Annotated in this window: 9 protein-coding genes and 1 pseudogene; 5 read left to right on the forward strand and 5 right to left on the reverse strand. The window is 69.5% G+C overall.

What is annotated here, in order from left to right; genetic code table 11:
• Positions 1-344: 344 nt before the first annotated feature.
• Positions 345-977, forward strand: a complete 633-nt coding sequence (locus ACIHAR_RS12720) for a TetR/AcrR family transcriptional regulator (protein WP_400019067.1) — start codon at positions 345-347, stop codon at positions 975-977.
• A gap of 169 nt (positions 978-1,146) precedes the next feature.
• Here the strand turns inward: ACIHAR_RS12720 and ACIHAR_RS12725 are convergent, their stop codons facing one another.
• On the reverse strand, positions 1,147-2,178 hold the full coding sequence (locus ACIHAR_RS12725; RefSeq protein ID WP_365466681.1) for a LacI family DNA-binding transcriptional regulator: 1,032 nt from the start codon (positions 2,176-2,178) through the stop codon (positions 1,147-1,149).
• Positions 2,179-2,729: 551 nt separating this feature from the next.
• On the opposite strand from ACIHAR_RS12725, the gene ACIHAR_RS12730 reads away from it, so the two are divergent.
• Positions 2,730-4,925: a discoidin domain-containing protein gene (locus ACIHAR_RS12730; protein ID WP_400019069.1), complete on the forward strand. Its 2,196-nt coding sequence runs from the start codon at positions 2,730-2,732 to the stop codon at positions 4,923-4,925.
• A gap of 181 nt (positions 4,926-5,106) precedes the next feature.
• Positions 5,107-5,904 (forward strand): annotated as a pseudogene (locus tag ACIHAR_RS12735) (discoidin domain-containing protein); the annotation flags it as partial.
• A gap of 79 nt (positions 5,905-5,983) precedes the next feature.
• Here ACIHAR_RS12735 and ACIHAR_RS12740 read toward each other — a convergent pair.
• Both ACIHAR_RS12740 and ACIHAR_RS12745 read right to left on the reverse strand, forming a co-directional pair.
• Complete coding sequence (locus tag ACIHAR_RS12740; RefSeq protein ID WP_400019071.1) at positions 5,984-7,840, reverse strand: ABC transporter permease subunit; 1,857 nt, start codon at positions 7,838-7,840, stop codon at positions 5,984-5,986.
• A gap of 6 nt (positions 7,841-7,846) precedes the next feature.
• Entirely contained in the window at positions 7,847-9,370 is a 1,524-nt protein-coding gene (locus ACIHAR_RS12745) for an ABC transporter substrate-binding protein (protein WP_365466675.1), read from the reverse strand.
• Between the two features lie 1,897 nt (positions 9,371-11,267).
• On the opposite strand from ACIHAR_RS12745, the gene ACIHAR_RS12750 reads away from it, so the two are divergent.
• Both ACIHAR_RS12750 and ACIHAR_RS12755 read left to right on the forward strand, forming a co-directional pair.
• Entirely contained in the window at positions 11,268-12,374 is a 1,107-nt protein-coding gene (locus ACIHAR_RS12750; protein ID WP_400019074.1) for a ricin-type beta-trefoil lectin domain protein, read from the forward strand.
• Positions 12,375-12,502: 128 nt separating this feature from the next.
• Positions 12,503-14,485, forward strand: a complete 1,983-nt coding sequence (locus ACIHAR_RS12755; protein WP_400019076.1) for a TIM-barrel domain-containing protein — start codon at positions 12,503-12,505, stop codon at positions 14,483-14,485.
• 93 nt (positions 14,486-14,578) lie between these two features.
• On the opposite strand, the gene ACIHAR_RS12760 is transcribed toward ACIHAR_RS12755, so the two are convergent.
• Both ACIHAR_RS12760 and ACIHAR_RS12765 read right to left on the reverse strand, forming a co-directional pair.
• Complete coding sequence (locus ACIHAR_RS12760; protein ID WP_400019078.1) at positions 14,579-15,994, reverse strand: non-reducing end alpha-L-arabinofuranosidase family hydrolase; 1,416 nt, start codon at positions 15,992-15,994, stop codon at positions 14,579-14,581.
• Between the two features lie 78 nt (positions 15,995-16,072).
• Positions 16,073-17,431, reverse strand: coding sequence for a glycoside hydrolase family 43 protein (locus ACIHAR_RS12765; protein WP_400019080.1), 1,359 nt, complete (start codon positions 17,429-17,431; stop codon positions 16,073-16,075).
• Positions 17,432-17,451: the final 20 nt, after the last annotated feature.

Here is a 17,451-nt window from a genome sequence, read left to right on the forward strand (position 1 = left end):
CCGAGGATCCTGGAGGTGGAGGCGCAGGACCAGGGCACGGCCCTGGTCTCCGACCGCGGCAGGCGCTGAGGCAGCGCGGCGCAGATCGCACGCTCGTCCACCGGCCGCGTCGCCCGGCCCGCGGTCCCGGTCGTGACCGGCCGCCCACCGGTCCCGGCGTGACCGATGGGTGGCACTCTCCGGGGCCTCCTTCCCTGCCTCCTCTCCGGAACGCCGGTGTTCTCCCTCGTTCGACCACCCCGGTCCGGCGGCGACGGCCGCCGTCGTATCTGAGAAGACGCGGGAGAGAGACCGTCCCGCCGTGGCGGCGGGCGGAAGCACCGTGGCGGGAGAGGGAGTACCGGGTGGTGGAGCAGGCACGGGCCGCACGCCCGCGGAGCGACCTCTACGGCGGGCAGTCGCGCCAGGAGCGCGCGGCCGACCGGCGGGCACGGATCAGCCGGGCGGCTCTGGAGCTGTTCGCCAGCCCGCTCGTACGACGACGTCAGGGTCGCCGAGGTCTGCGCCGCGCGAACGTGTCGAAGCGTTACTTCTACGAGCACTTCACCGATCGCGAAGATGTGCTGCTCGTTGTGCACCGTGAGCAGAACGACTGGCTGCTGGCGGGGGTCTCGGCGGCGGCCCCGAAGGAGCCGGAGAACCTCGACGCCCTGCCGCGGCCGATGATGACGGCCCTGGTGACCATGCTGCTGGAGCACCCGGACTCCGCGCGGGTCATCTACATCAACGCCCCGCGCATGGAACTGCGACGCCGTGGTGTGCTGCGCAAGGACGCCGAGGTCATGGGCAGGCTGCTCCGCCGGTCCGTCCCCCGGCCGCGCGATCGGGTGCGTCACGATCGGCTGATGCTCACGCTCGTCGCGGGCGTCAGCGAGGTGATCATCGACTGGCTGGAACGCGGCATGACGGACGACCGCGACGTGCTGACAGAGCGTCTGACGGGCATCGCCGCCGCGCTGTTGTCCGGAACGTGCTGACGGCGCACGGCTCGAAGGCGCGCGCCGTCACAGCCGGAGACGGCCCGCCCGGTTCGGTCCGCTCACCGCTTCCCCGGCTGGGTCAACCGTTCGCGCCGTGGTTCGCTTGGGCCAGCCGTTCGCGCCGTGGTTCGCTTGGGCCAGCCGTTCGCGCCGTGGTTCGCTTGGGTCAGCCGTTCGCGCCGTGGTTCGCCGCGCGGCGTCCCAGCGTGCTCTCCCGCTCGACCAGCCGGTAGTCCGCCCATACGCGCCGGGGATCGGCAGCCTTCCCGCTGAGACGGGCGAGCACCGACTCCACCGCCAGGCGGCCGATGGCCTCCTTGTCCGGTGAGACGGACGTGAGGGTCACCGCGCCGAACCGTCCCTCGACCACGTCGTCGAAACCGACGACGGCGATGTCCTCGGGCACCCGCAGCCCCCTTTCGTGCAGCACGCGCATCGCCCCGATGGCCATGGGGTCGTTGTAGGCGAACACGGCGTCGGGACGCCGTCCAGCCTCCAGGATGCGGGTCATGGCCGCCGCGCCGTCCGCGTGCCCCCAGCCGTCGGTGGCGGCGACGAGACCGTCGTCGGCCGGGAGCCCGGCCGCGGTCAGCTCCTCGCGCCAGCCGCGGACGCGCAGTTGTGCCGGCTCGCTGCGACCGCGCCGGGCACCGATGAACGCCACCTCGCGACGCCCCAGACCGATCAGGTGCCGGACGGCGGCACGGGCGGCGGCGACGTTGTCGATGGCGATGTGGTCGTACGGCAGGTCGTACTCCCGTTCCCCGAGCAGGACCAGCGGCACGCTCTCGGTCCGGTCGCGCAGGTCGTCGGTCTCCAGCTCGATGGGGCTGAGGATGAGCCCGTCGATGACGCGGGCCCGGAAGCCCTGGCTGACCAGGACCTCCTGTTCGCGCCGTCCGCCGGTGTGGTCCAGCAGCACGATGTAGTCCTGCTCGGCGGCCGCGTCGACGACGGCGGCTGCGAGTTCGGCGAAGTAGGGGTTGCCGAGTTCGGGCAGGGCGAGCGCGATGATGCCCGTGCGTCCCTTGCGCAGGTGCCGGGCGGCCAGGTTGGGCCGGTAACCGAGTGCGTCGATGGACCGCTGGACGCGTTCCCGCATGGCGGGGGTGACGTGCTGGTAGTTGTTCACCACGTTGGAAACGGTCTTGATGGAGACCCCCGCGTGCGCGGCGACGTCCTTGAGGCTGACCCGCACGTCCATCCCCTTCCGAGCGGCCCGACTCAGGTGTCGGTGTTGGGTCGGCATCGTCCCCCGTGAGCCGTGCGCCGAGCCCCTGTGCGCTGAATTTTACAACGTTATACATCCGGCTGTGCCGCACTGACAAGGCGGCGGGCCCCGCGCGTCCGCCCCCTCCCGCCGACGTTCGCTTGGCCGAACAAAGACCAGGTCCGGAGCGATCGCGACATGCAGAAAAGTGTTGTGCACGAGCCCGCCCGTGGTCTACGCACGTGACACGCCACCACGCCACAGCAATGGCGTGCGCGCAGGCGTCCGGGACCGGCCGGAGGAACGGCGTGAGCCGCCCCCTTCCCCGCCGATTCGGCCGTGCAGCTCGCGACAAGGGCGGTCACCACCGATTGCGGAACAGAGCCCTACGCCCCGGTTCCCCGAAGGGTCCAAAACACCAACCGGTACTTAATGAAAGTCAAAAGAAAAGCCTTGTCCGGAACCTTGACCGCGCCCGCTGCGGCGGGCAGGGTTCCGGAGAGCGCTCTCCCAGTCACCCCGTGTCAAGGAGTCTCCCCATGCCCGCTGTCGGCATACCCCCGGCGGCGCCGGTGCCGCGCAGACCCGGCCGCCGCGGTCTCGTCGGCGTCCTGGTCACCGCCCTGGCCGCCGCCCTGCTCGCCGTCGTCCCCGCCGCACAGGTCCAGGCCGCGCCCGTGCTGTTGTCCCAGGGCAAGCCGGTCACCGCCTCCAGTCAGGAGCACTACGGCACCCCGGCGACCGCGGCCGTCGACGGCGACAACGGCACCCGCTGGTCCAGCGCCGCTTCCGACCCGCAGTGGATCCGCCTCGATCTCGGCGCCCCGGCATCTCTCAGCCAGGTCGAGCTGCGCTGGGAGGCCGCCTACGCCAAGTCCTACCGCATCGAGACATCCCAGAACGGCACGGACTGGTCGACGGCTTACTCCACCACCACCGGCGCCGGCGGCACGGAGACCGTGAACGTCTCCGGCACCGCCCGGTACGTCCGCATGCTCGGCACCGCCCGCGCCACCGGCTACGGCTACTCCCTCTGGGAGTTCAAGGTGTACGGCACCCCCGGCGACGACCCCGGCCCGATCATCCCGGGCGGCGGCGACCTCGGCCCGAACGTGCACGTCTTCGACCCGTCCACGCCCGGCATCCAGGCCAAGCTGGACCAGGTCTTCAAGGAGCAGGAGTCGGCCCAGTTCGGCTCCGGCCGGCACGCCTTCCTCTTCAAGCCGGGCACCTATAACAACCTCAACGCCCAGATCGGCTTCTACACCCAGATCGCCGGCCTGGGCCTGCGCCCCGACGACACGACGATCAACGGTGACATCACCGTCGACGCCGGCTGGTTCAACGGCAACGCCACCCAGAACTTCTGGCGCGGCGCGGAGAACCTCGCCGTGAAGCCGGTCAACGGCACCAACCGGTGGGCGGTCTCGCAGGCCGCCTCGTTCCGCCGTATGCACGTCAAGGGCGGCCTCAACCTCGCGCCCAACGGCTACGGCTGGGCCAGCGGCGGCTACATCGCCGACAGCAGGATCGACGGCCAGGTCGGCAACTACTCGCAGCAGCAGTGGTACACCCGCGACAGCTCCATCGGCGGCTGGTCCAACAGCGTGTGGAACCAGGTTTTCTCCGGTGTCGAGGGCGCTCCCGCCACCAGTTTCCCGGAGCCGCGTTACACCACGCTCGACACGACGCCGATCTCCCGCGAGAAGCCCTTCCTCTACCTGGACGGCAGCGAGTACAAGGTCTTCGCGCCCGCCAAGCGGACCAACGCGCGCGGCACGACCTGGGCCAACGGCACCCCGCAGGGCGAGTCGATCCCGCTGAGCAAGTTCTACGTCGTCAAGCCCGGCGCCACGGCCGCCACCATCAACGCCGCGCTCGCCCAGGGCCTGCACCTGCTGTTCACCCCGGGCGTCTACCACGTCGACCGGACGATCAACGTCGAGCGGGCCGACACCATCGTGCTGGGTCTCGGCCTCGCCACGATCATCCCGGACAACGGGGTCACCGCCATGAAGGTCGCCGACGTCGACGGCGTACGGCTCGCCGGCTTCCTCATCGACGCCGGACCGGTCAACTCCCCGACCCTGCTGGAGATCGGCCCGCAGGGCGCGTCCGCCGACCACGCGGCCGACCCCACCACCGTGCAGGACGTCTACATCCGCATCGGCGGCGCAGGCGCGGGCAAGGCGACCACCAGCATGGTGGTCAACAGCCACGACACGATCATCGACCACACCTGGGTGTGGCGGGCCGACCACGGCGACGGCGTCGGCTGGGACACCAACCGGGCCGACTACGGCGTCCGCGTCAACGGCGACGACGTCCTGGCCACCGGCCTGTTCGTCGAACACTTCAACAAGTACGACGTCGAGTGGTACGGCGAACGCGGCCGGACGATCTTCTACCAGAACGAGAAGGCGTACGACGCCCCGAACCAGGCCGCCATCCAGAACGGCACGACGAAGGGGTACGCCGCCTACCGGGTCGACGACTCGGTCGACACCCACGAGGCATGGGGCCTGGGCAGCTACTGCAACTACAACGTCGACCCGAACATCCGCCAGGACCACGGCTTCAAGACACCCGTCAAACCGGGAGTGAGGTTCCACAGCCTCCTCGTGGTCTCCCTCGGCGGCATGGGTCACTACCACCACGTCATCAACGACACCGGCGCCTCCACGGTGCCCGCAGGCACCTCGACCGTGCCGTCCACCGTCGTGTCCTACCCCTGACCGGTCCACCCGTCGGCCACGACTCCCCTCCGGGCCGGAGGACAACCCCGCGCCCGGCCCGGAGGGGCCATCACGCGATGCTTCCGCAGCCCCCGCGCCGTTGGCTCTCCCCAACCCGCCATGAGCAGACGTGTCCACAGCCCCCTCGTACCGCAGACCAGCCCGCCACCGCGCCGTCCCACTGCTCTGCCTCGGCGCACGGTGGCGTCGTCGCTCGCCCTCGCCGCCCCGCCCGCACAGGCCGCGCAGACCCTGCTCTCCCAGGGCAGACCCGCCACCGCCTCGTCCCAGGAGGGCGACGGATACGCCCCCTCGGCGGCCGTCGACAGCAACCTCACCGGCACCCGCTGGGCCAGCCGGTGGAGCGACCCGCAGTGAATACAGGTCGACCTCGGACAGCGGTCCGACCTCAGCCGTGCCGTGCTGACCTGGGAGGATGCGTACGGCAGGAGCTACCAGATCCAGGCGTCCGACAACGGCACGGACTGGCGAACCCTGAAGACCGTGACCGGCGGCGACGGCGGCACGGACGAAATCGCCGTCTCCGGCTCCGGCCGCTACGTGCGCATGCCGGGCACCGAGCGGTCCGGCGGCTACGGCTACTCCCTGTGGGAGTTCCAGGTGTACGGAACCACGGACGGCACACCGCCCGCCGGAGGAGCGGTCAAGGTCACCGGCACACAGGGGAACTGGCAACTGACCAAGGCGGGCAGCCGTCCACCGTCAAGGGGCTGACCTGGGGCCCCGCCATCGCGGATGCCCCGAAGTACATGCCCGACGTGAAGTCCATGGGCGTCAACACGATCCGCACCTGGGGCACCGACGCCTCCACAAGTCCATGGCCTCAACACGATCCACTTGGGGCACCGACGCCTCCACCAAGCCGCTGCTCGACACCGCCGCCGCGCACGGAATCCGCGTCGTCAACGGCTTCTGGCTGCAGCCCGGCGGCGGCCCCGGCTCCGGCGGCTGCGTGAACTCGGGCACCGGCCGACACGGGACGCGTCAGGTGTCGCCGCACCCATTGACCATCACCGGGACCGCGATGTGGCCGAGCGTCATACAACCGACCGGGGTTCAGTTCGCCCGGCAATAACCTTGTCCTTCCCCTGCACACCTCTCCTATGGGACCGACGGGACATCCGGCCCCGGACCGACGCCGGGCTGCGCACAGCCGCGGCGTCCGTGCCGGAGAGGGCGAGAACGGAGAGCAGGACGAGTGCGCATGCCGGGCCGAGGACGGTCCAGGGCGCCAGTTCCGCGTACGGCTGGTTCTCCGACAGCAGGCGGCCCCATTCCGCGGTGGGCGGCTGCTCGCCCAGACCGAGGAAGCCGAGGGAGGCCAGCACGAGGACCGTGGTGGGCAGGCGCAGGAGCGCGTTGCGCAGGACGGGGGGCAGTACGGCGGGGAGCAGGTGGTGGCGGAGGAGGTAGCCCCGGCCGGCGCCGAAGGAGAGGGAGGCGAGCATGTGGCCGCTGGCCCGTTCCTGTTCCAGCAGGGCCGCGGCCTGGGTTGCGTACGGGGTCCAGCCGACCAGGCAGACCGCGAGGGCGGCACCCGAGGCCGACGGACCGGTCACCGCCGTGGTCAACATTCCGGCGAGGACAGCAGGCATCGTCGACACCACTTCCGTGAGCCCCGCGCCCACCTGTGCCGCCATACCGAGCAGCAGCCCGGTGAGCGTGCACACCGCGGTCACCGCGAGGGCCACGCCCACCGTGCGCAGCGCTCCGTGGCCGAGGCGGGCCAGCAGATCGCGGCCGAGCGCATCCGTGCCCAATGGGTGTGCGGCTGAGGGCGGGAGCAGTCGGGCCGCGGTGTCCACGTGGAGGGGATCTCGGAGCAGTCCGGCGGTGACGAGAGTGAGCAGGGCGAGGGCACAGGCCACGGTGGCCCAGCGGGTGGAGCGCCCTCGCCGGAGGGCCGGTGCGTGCAGGGTGGGCAGGGCTCCGTCCCGTAGGGCTGGGCCGAGCAGGGCGCGGCGCAGGGCCTGGATGAGGAGGCCGGCGACGACGCCGAGCAGGATGAGGGCGAGTGTCGCGGTCTGCAGGGGCGGGAGGTCCTGGGCGATGGCGGCGTCCAGGGCGAGGCGGCCGAGCCCTGGAATGTTGAAGATCTTCTCCACCGCGACGGCACCGCCGACCAACCCCACGACGGTCGGAAGGAGTTGCGGAAGGACACCGGCCACGGTGCGGCGCAGCGCGTGCCGGGCGACCTGGTTGGGTGCGAAGCCGTAGGCGTGCCAGGTCCGGGCCCACGGCTCGTTGAAGGCGGCGGGCAGCGACTGGTCGAGCAGACCGCCGATCATCGCCCCGGAGGGGACACCGAGGGCGAGCGCGGGCAGCACCATCGACGCCGGTCCCTCCCACCCGCTGGAAGGGAACCAGCCCAGCCACACTCCGCAAACGGTGGCGAGGAGTGAGGCGAGCAGGAACTTGGGCAGCGCCGCGAGGACGGCGACTCCGATGGTGCCTGTCGCCCGGTGCAGTCGTCGCCGGGAGCCGAGATACAGGGTGTGGGCACTGACCAGCGCGGCGACCGCGATGGTGACGACGAGCGCCCCGAGCATCAGCGTGACGGAGACCGCGAAGGCGCTCGTCACCTGGGGCAGCACCGCCTCACCTGACACCCAGGATATGCCCGCGTCACCCTGCGGCAAGCCGCCCAGCCAGTGCACAAGATGCGTGAACGTCCCCTCGTCCAGCCCCAGTCGCTGCCGAACAGCGGCCAGTTGCGCGGGGGTCGGATCCTGGTCGGCGGAGCGGGCCCGCAGGACCGTCAGCGCGGGGTCGTTGCCGGACAGCCAGGGCAGCAGGGCGACGGCCGTCAGCAGCGCGGTCCCGGCGGCGAGGCGGCCGAGGCCCGCCCGCCACCGGGACGGGCGGGCCTCGGTACCGGCCGACATGATGCTCATCGGCCGCTACTTCAGGTGGGTGTCGACGTCGATCAGGGAGCGCTCGCGCGGGTCGAGGAGTACGCCCTCGACGTCGGTGGCGATGCCCTGGACGACCTTCTCGTGGACGAGCGGGACGACGGCGTCGGTGCGCAGGATCTGCGCCTCGGCAGCCATGATCTTCTGCTGCCGCTTCGTCACGTCGCCGTCCTCGGCGGCGGACTTGATGGCCTGGTCCACCTTGGAGTCCTTCAGACGCGCGATGTTGTACACGCCGTCGCTCTTGAAGTCGCTGGCCAGGTAGGCGACCGGATCACCGGTGTCGAGGAGCACCACCCGGGACATGACGAGGGCGTCGTACTTGCCGGCGAGGAGGTCGGCTTCCATCTGTGTGTACTCGCGTACGTCCTGCTTCACGGTGAACCCGGCCTTCTCCAGCTGCTGCTGCAGCACGGTGGCGGACTCGGGCAGTTCCGCGCGGTTGGTGAAGGCGGCCAGACGCAGGACCGTGCCCTTCGTCTTGGACCTGACCTGCGCGGTCGTCGCGGCCTTGGCACGGCCGGTGACCTCGACACGCTTGTCGGCCGCCCAGGACACGGCGGGTCCGAACAGTCCCTGCGCGGGGTCGGCGTAGCCGCTGAAGATCGAGTCGGCGAGCGCGGAGCCGTCCACGGCCTCGCGGGCCGCCGAGCGCAGCGCGGGGTCGGTGAACATGCCGCTGCCGGTGTTGAGGATGAGGCTGTCCGTCCGTACGGACGGCACTTCGTGACGGGTTTCCGCGTCCAGCAGCTTGGCCTGGGCGGTGGGGATCCACTCGGCGATGTCGACGTCGCCGCTGCGCAGGGCGTTGGCGCGGGCGGTGCCGTCGGCTATCCAGGTGACCTCGATGCCGGGCGCCTTGGCCTTGCCGCCCCAGTAGCCGTCGTAGCGGTCGAGCGTGGCCTTGGACTTGCCGGTGAGCTTGGTGACCTTGAAGGGGCCGGTTCCGGTGCCGATCGCGCTGGCGGTGCCGTCCTTCGCGTACGCCTTGGGGGCGAGGATGGCCAGCACCGGACTGGCCAGGCGCAGAGGGAGCACGGGGTCAGCGGCCTTCGTGTTGATGGTGACGGTGTCGGCGTCGTCGGCCTTCGCGGTGAGGGTGACGTCGCTGAGGACGCGGGGCTTGGGCGTTGCGGCGTCCGCGTGGTCGAGGGCGTTGACGACGGACTCTGCGGTGACCGGCGTGCCGTCCTGGAAGGTCGCCTTGCGCAGCTCGAAGGTCCAGGTGGTGGGGTTGGTCTGCTTCCAGGACTTCGCCAGCGCGGGGGCTGCGGCGCCGTTCTTGTCCAGGGCGGTGAGTCCTTCGACGACGGACAGCTTGCCCAGCAAGGTGGCGTCGTCGCTGTACGGGGACAGTGCCTGCACCGGCGGCCGGGCGAGCGCGACACTCAGCCGACCGGCCGACCCGCCTTCCCTATCCGAACCGGATCCTTCTGCGCCGGACACGAAACAGCCTGCGAGCAGCGGAGTGAGAGCGAGAGCCACGAAGACGCCACGGGGGGTCGTACGCATGGGAGGTCCTGTCACGCGAGAGAGGGTGATGTGAGCCCCTGCGCGCCAGAGGTGGGCAATGGGGACTCGGTCACTATACTTAGGCGAGCCTTACTTGATCTACCTCAGTGGGTGAACTCTCAACCAATGAGATCGCTGTGCACGAGGTAACGCCATCCGCGACCGGATGGCTCCGCTATGGCGTGACCTGGCTCATCCCCGCTCCGGCTGACCCGCGAGCCGACTTCCGCCCATGCAGCGGGCGTCGGCGGCGTACCCGTGAACGACCCCGTCATGGCACCGCAGCCTGGCTTCGCGGGAGGCACACGGTCCCCTGACCCAACGCCTTCAGCCGCACCTGCGGCCTGCCTGCCGAACGCAGGTTCCACCCGCCGGTCGACCTGCGCGAGGAGCGGACCGTGTTGGCACTGCTGCTTGCCTGCGAGACCGGGCAGGACCGCCGGGCGGTCGCCCAGCACGCCGACGTCCTCGCAGCCGAGCGCCGCACCCAGTTCGGGTTCACGCGGCGGCAAGCGGCTCGTATCCCAGCCGTGGGGAGCACCGGACCTCCGCCTTCAACGGAACCGGCGCTGAACTGCGCCAAGTCGTCCGACTCGACCTCGCGCCACACCTTTCGGCCCAGAGAAGGTCCTGCCGATCACGATGGCCGCGCAGAACAGGCAACTCCAGCTCGACGCCTTCGAGCCGCTGATCGGGCACCTGCTGCTGAGTCAGCACGGGAAAGGTGAGGACAGGTGATGGCATGGGCTTTTGGTCAGCACCGAACCAGCACGGGAGCCAGCACGGGGCCTCCAAACGTGCCGCAACAGTGCAACTTGGACATCCCCCATTCTGTGCCGTCGGCACCGACCTGAAGCCAACGAACACCGCCTCCATGGTGGCAGCACGCACTCCAGCCCTCGGAACTATGGTGTCCCACCACATACGCCTCTGACCTGCGGGTTCCTACGGTGTGGCGACACACAATCGTCCCCACCGCACACGAGGAAGTGGCGCACATGGCCTCCGCAGCATCCGCTCCCCCGACACCGAGCAATCTCAAGCGCATCGTCGCCGCCAGCCTCATCGGCACCACCATCGAGTGGTACGACAACTCATTCGATCGGAGCTAGGACCTGCAGCCTTCCACAGTTCCGACCGTCGAAGTCAGCACCGAACCAGCACGGGGCTGACTGCGTGCTAATCGGTACAAGCCCGCGGTCCCTCGCAGCGCAGGCTGATGAGATCGCCATTACAGGTCGACGATTACAGTGCGTCACGGATACAGAGACGGCCCCCGGGCTTCCCCACGTCGGCCGCGTCTGAGGCCGACGAACGACCGCGTCGACCCAGTCACACTGGTGTCCCCGTCGCCAACAGATCAATCCCCACGCAGTGGCAACAGCAGCATTCACTCTGATCCAACGTCCGACGCGAACTGCCCGACGCGAGTAGGGGTAGGCCTCGCCCGGACCCGCGCCGAACCACTCCACCTGGGACCGGACGGCGGGAATCTCCAGTCGAGTCCGATGCGGGCCAGTGAGCGGGACCTGTCCCTGCGGACCCAGGTGGGGCGCGATCGGCGGGACTGAACACCAGCAACCAGACATAGGATGTCCCCCGGGTCGATACCGGCGAGGGAGAGAGCGGCGAACAGACCGTTGGAGCAGCGCCTTTGGCGCGAAACAGCGCCGGACTCACCGCCCTGCCACCGATCTCCGATTTCTGAGTATTCATGGGATGTCCCGGTCGGGATCGTGGTATCTATACGGGTGCGCCAGAGTCTCCCCATCCACACCGCTCTGCCGGTACGTCAGGCGGCCGGCGACGCCGATGGGAAGGCGCTACGGCCGAGCTGCTGACACGAACGGCGATCAGCCACGCTGATTCATCACTCACTCGCAAAAGAGGACGCTGCATGAGAAAGTCCTGGGTTCTCACCCTGATCTCGCTTGTCGCTGCCGTGCTCGGGGTGACTGCGGCAGGTGTGACCCCTGCCTCCGCCGGCTCCACCACGCCCTTGCGGGTCATGCCGTTGGGCGACTCGATAACCTGGGGTGTGGGGAGCAGTACGGGCAACGGCTACCGGGGGCCGTTGTGGAACAAGCTTGCGGCGGACGGCCATTTGCTGGACTTCGTCGGCACGGTGCGGGGCGGTTCGATGTCCGACCCCGACAACGAAGGCCACTCCGGATACCGCATCGACCAGATCGCCGCCCTCGCCGACGCCTCGCTGACCCGCTACCGGCCCAACGTCGTGACGCTGCATATCGGCACCAACGACCTCCAAGGGGCCTCCGAGGTCAACACCGCCATCGCCCGGCTGAAGTCGCTGGTCAACCAGATCACCGCCGACGTCCCCGACGCGACCGTCCTCGTCGCCTCCCTGGTCGTGTCCACCAGCGCCTCGGAGGAGCGGTTCCGGGGCGCGTACAACCAGGCCACCCGCCAAATCGTCAGCGACGCACAGGCCGCGGGCAACCACGTCGCATACGTCGACATGAGCAGCTTGACCACGGCCGACCTGGCTGACCCCCTGCATCCCAACGACGCGGGCTACCAGAAGATGGCCGACGCCTTCCACCGCGGCGTCCAGGCCGCGGACAGCGCAGGGTGGCTGAGGAACCCCGCCCCCGCGCCCGCACGCGTGCAGTCCGGCATCGCCGGCAAGTGCCTGGATGTCAACGGCGCCGGCACCGCCGACGGGACCGCCGTCCAGATCTGGGGCTGCAGCGGCGGTGCCAACCAGCTCTGGTCGCTCTACACCAACGGCACCCTGCGCTCCATGGGCAAGTGCCTCGACGCCGCCGGCTGGGGCACCGCCAACGGCACCAAGGTGCAGCTCTGGGCCTGCCACGGCGGCTCCAACCAGGTCTGGCAGCCCTACAACGGCGGCTACCGCAACCCCGCCTCCGGTCGCTGCCTGGACGTTCCGGGCTCCTCCACAGCCGACGGCACGCAGCTCCAGCTGTGGGACTGCCACGGCGGCTCCAACCAGAAGTGGACTGCTCTGACCGCCGGATGACCTACGTCAAGACCCACTGATCCCAGGTGGCCGGTGCCGTCGAGCGCCGCGGACTGTACCGGCCACCGTGGCCATGGCGCCGCACGGATGTACGTGTCCGCGCCCTTGCGAGCAACAGAGGAATCACCTTGCCGTACACCATCCGCGCGGGCGGGCTGGAGCGCCACACCGCCGATGAAATCCTCCGTATCGAGCCCTGGGGGCCGCACGCGGTCCGGGTGCGGGCATCGTCCGGGGCCATCGATCCTGCCGCCCCCGGCGCGCTGGAGAGTCCCTCGCCTTCTCCGGAGGCCGACCTGTCCGTGGCGGACGACGGGTCCGCCGGCCTGGTCAACGGCCGCCTCACCGTCGAGGCCTCGGCCCAGGGCCGGCTGAGGTTCCTGCACACCGATTCGCGCCGTGAACTCCTCGCCGACAGGACCCCGTACACCCACCATGCCGGTCCCCGCGTCCACGCGGCGGGCGGCCGGACGGAGCAGCATTTCGAGGCCTATGACGGTGAGCGGCTGCACGGCCTCGGGCAGCATCTGCACGGCCGCCTGGACCAGAAGGGCTGTGTGATCGACCTCGTCCAGGGCAACACCGTGGCCGCCATCCCCTTTCTCCATTCCTCGCGCGGCTACGGACTGCTGTGGAACAACCCCGCCACTGGCCGTGTCGAACTGGGTGCCGACACCACCCGGTGGACCGCCGACGCCGGCGGGCGCGTCGACTACTGGATCACCGCCGGCGACACCCCGGCCCAGATCATGGACGCATACACCCGGGCCACCGGACGCCCGCCCCTCCTCCCCCAGTGGGCGTCCGGTTTCTGGCAGTCCAAACTGCGCTACCGCACCCAGGACGAACTCCTCACGGTGGCTGGGCAGTACAAGGAGCTCGGACTGCCGCTGTCCGTCATCGTCTGCGACTTCTTCCACTGGCCGAGGATGGGCGACTGGCGGTTCGAGGAGAGCGAGTGGCCCGACCCCGCCGCCATGGTCAAGGAGCTGACGGACCTCGGTGTGAAACTCGCCGTCTCGGTGTGGCCCACCGTCGAGCCCGGCAGTGACACCTACGACGACCTGCGCTCGGCCGGCCACCTCGTACGGGACGCGGACGGCGGCCTGCTCACCTTCCCCTGGCCGTCCCGGTACAGCGGGGATGCGCTGATACGCCCGATGGCGTACTACGACGCCACCCACCCCGGCGCACGCGCCGCGCTGTGGCAGCGGTTGAACGACAACTATCGTTCGGTGGGCGTGGGGTGCTTCTGGCTGGACGCCTGCGAGCCGGACCTGCCCCGGGAGGTCGCCGACCGCGCCGTCTACGCGGCCGGGCCGACAGCCGAGGTCGCGAACCTCTACCCCCTGCTGCACACCCGCGCCGTGGCCGACGGCCTGCGCGCGGCGGGCGAGGACCGGCCGCTGTCGCTGGTCCGCTCCGCGTGGGCGGGCAGCCAACGTCACGGGGCCCTGCTGTGGTCCGGCGACATCCCCGCCACCTTCGACTCCCTCGCGCGCCAGATCAGGGCCGGGCTGAACGTCGCGATGAGCGGCATCCCCTGGTGGAACACCGACATCGGCGGCTTCGGCGGCGGCGACCCGGACGACCCCGCGTACCGTGAGCTGCTGATCCGGTGGTTCCAGTACGGCACCTTCAGCCCCGTCATGCGGCTGCACGGGGACCGCAAGCCCCACCACCCCACCTTCTCGGCGGACATGACCGGCGGGCCGAACGAGGTCTGGTCGTACGGTGAGGAGGCGTACGGCATCCTCCGCGACCACCTGCTGCTGCGCGAGCGCCTGCGCCCGTACCTGAGGAGGCTGTCCGAGGACGCCCACCGCACCGGCGCCCCGCCGATGCGCCCGCTGTTCTTCGACTTCCCCGAGGACGAGCACGCCTGGGACGTGGACGACCAGTTCCTGCTCGGCCCCGATGTGCTGGTGGCACCCGTGTACGAGCCGGGCGCCCGGGCCCGCCGGGTGTATCTGCCCTCCGGCACCCGCTGGCTCGACCCGGTCACCGAACACGTGGTGGAGGGCGGTACGACGCTCGAAGCGGACGCCCCGCTGGAACGCGTTCCCGTCTTCGTCCGCGAGGGGGCCCACGTCGCCGCTTTGCCGGGTTGACCTTCGGTCCGTACCCACGATGAGAGTCCACGAAGAGAGGAACCCCAGCCGACATGCGGCTGGGGTTCGTCGAGCCGTGGATCAGGCAGGTCATCAGCGCTGCAGGGTGAGCAGGCCCGGCCGGTACGGCAGTTGCACGTAGGGGGTGTTCGACGGCGTGTCGGGGGACAGGCCCTGGTAGAGGAACTGCAGGTTGCACGGGTCGATGGTCATGGTCTGGTCGGGGTTGGTGCGGACCAGGTCACCGTGGCTGATGTCGTTGGTCCAAGTGGCACCGCTGTTGGCCTTGCCCGCGAAGGGGTTGCTCTCGGTGGCGGCCTGCGGGGTCCACGGACCGTTCAGGCCGGAGGCCGTGAACGAGCGGAAGAAGCGGTTCTCGTTCGCACCCCGAGCCTCAACGATCATGAGGTACTGGTTCTGGCCCTGGACCTTGTAGACCTCCGGCGCCTCGAACAGGTTCTTCACGGTGTCGCTCATGACCGTCGTGTACGACGAGCCGAAGCTGGCCGGGAAGTTCCCTATCGGCATGGTCGACTGGTAGATCTTGCCGTTGTCACCGGCGAAGAACATGTGCATGGTCTGGCCGTCGGCGATCAGGGTCGGGTCGATCGCGCTGCCGTCGGGGAGGCTGCCGGTGAACAGCGGCTGCGGCGCGGACCAGCCGTTGGGGTTGGTGGGGTCGCTCGACGTGCGGTAGACGAAGGGCCATTGGGTACCCCACCCATTCGAGGTCAGCACCCAGATGTTCTTGGGCGCGAGGTAGAACAGTTTGGGAGCCACCGCGCCCTGGCTCATCCCGATCTGGGTGGCCGACGCCATGTCCGACCAGTTCGTGAAGGGACTGAACGCCATCGACTTCCACGACGATCCGTCAGAGTAGGTCGCGTAGACCAGGTGCCTGCCGTTGTGCGTCACAGTGGTGAAGTCCTTCAGCGAAGCCCACCCGTTCGCCGGCTGCGCCAGCGGGCCGGTCGAGCTCCACCGGTACGTCGACGGAAGAGCACACGTGCCGCCCGGCGGCGCGGACAGGCCGGTCCACTTCTGGTTGTTGCCGCCGTTGCAGTTCCACAGCTGCACCGCCGTGCCGTTGGCCGTGGCGCCGCCGCTGACGTCCAGGCACAGTCCGGACTCCACGCCGACGATCGTGCCGTCGGCGTTCACCCGCCACTGCTGGTTCGCACCGCCGGAACACGTCCAGATCTGCACCCGGGTACCGGCGGTGGTGGCGTGTCCCGGAACATCCAGGCACTTGTTGCCGTACACGGTGAGCTGGTTGCTGTCCGTCAACGTCCACTGCTGGTTGGTCCCGCCCCAGCAGTCGTAGATCTGCAAGTTCGTGCCGTTGGTCTGGCTGGCGCCCGGCACATCGAGACACCGGCCGGAACCGACACCGCGCAAGGCGCCACTGGAAGCCGCCTGAGCCGGGTGGGCGACGAGTGTCGCCGCCGAAGCGACCAGGGCCGCGAGCACCATCGACAGATGTCTGCGGCTGAAGATGCGTCTGTGCATGGGGTCCTCATTCCTTGAGTAGGTGTTTCCGGTTGGCGGTGGGTGGGTTCCGCGACGCCACGGCGGGGGGTGGACAGGTCAGGCCCAGGGGCTGACCACCGTGAAGGAGCTGTCGGCGCGGAACGTGTCGGTGTCCTGGTAGAGGTCCACTCGCAGCGCGTAGTTGTAGTGGCGCAGGTAGCGGCCGGGGTAGTCGTACGACTCCAAGCGGACGGAACCGGAGGCGGCGCCGGGGCGGGCGCAGTAGGTGGCGTCCTTGTCGAAGGTGTCGGTGCCGTTGCTGCTGTCGAAGCGGACCCGCAAGTCCCAGTGACGCAGATAGCGGCCGGCAAAGTCGCGGAAGGAGTAGCAGTTGGCGTCGGCGAGGCCGGGCACGACGGTGAAGGTCGCGCTCTGCTTGGCGGTGGTGCTGCTGGAGGCGCTCACCGGGTCGATGTAGCCGAGGTTGTCGGAGCGCACCACGGCGTACCGCCCGGGGAAGTTGACCGACTGCAGCGACCTGGTGGTGTTGGTGGGCAGGGTGACACCGCCGGGGACCGTCTCCTTCAGTACGGTGGCGTGGCGTATGAAGCCAGTCAGCCCGGGCACCTCGGTGGGCGTGGACCAGGTGGCGAAGTTGTCGTAGCTGTCGCTGTACCAGTACTTGCCGACGCGGTAGCCGTCGTAGTAGATGCGCCAGCCGCCGTTGTCGAGCTGGACCAGGGCCGGACCCTCGACCCAGCTGCCGAATCCGGCCCAGTCGCCCGTCTTCCGCATGGTGTAGGGGCCGGTGAGGCTGGAGGCGGTGGCGTACTCGATGTACTTCGTCGTCTCGTTCTTGGTGAACGCGTGGTACGTGGAGCCGACCTTGACGACAAAGGTGTCGATGTAGTTCGGGCCGATGCCGGACAGCTGGGTGGGCGCGGACCAGGTGGTCAGCGCGGAGTTGGTCGCCGTGATCTTGTAGGCGGTGAAGTGGGTGGCGGTGCTCGCCGCCGTCAGGGACACGATGATGTTGACGCTGCCGTCGGTGTCGATGAACCACTCGGGCGCCCAGGTGCGGGTCAGCCCGCTGATCGGGATCGTGTAGTTGTACAGGAACGTCCAGTTCACCCGGTCGGTGCTCCGGGCGAAACCGATCGTGTTCCCGGTCCAGTTGGTGGTGTAAGTGATGTAGTAATAGCCGTCGGTGTGCTTGAAGATGCTGGGGTCCCGGATCAGACCGGACGGCGGGGTGTAGGCGGGGCCCTTCCGCAGGCTGAATCCGGTGGCGTCCGGCGAGTCGTACACGTACATGTTCGACTCACTGCTGTTGGTGAACGCGGTCATCGTGAACCGCATGACCTGCCCAGCCGGTGGGGCGGCGGCGGAGGCGGTGCCCTGAAGGGCGGGGACACCCAGCAGGACCAGCAGCAGCGGGCCCAGCAGGGCGAGCAGCGTTCTTATGGTTCTGTTCAACTCTTCCTCCGCGCCGGGCA

Source organism: Streptomyces sp. NPDC052016 (assembly GCF_044548445.1).
In the GTDB taxonomy this organism is placed as follows: domain Bacteria; phylum Actinomycetota; class Actinomycetes; order Streptomycetales; family Streptomycetaceae; genus Streptomyces.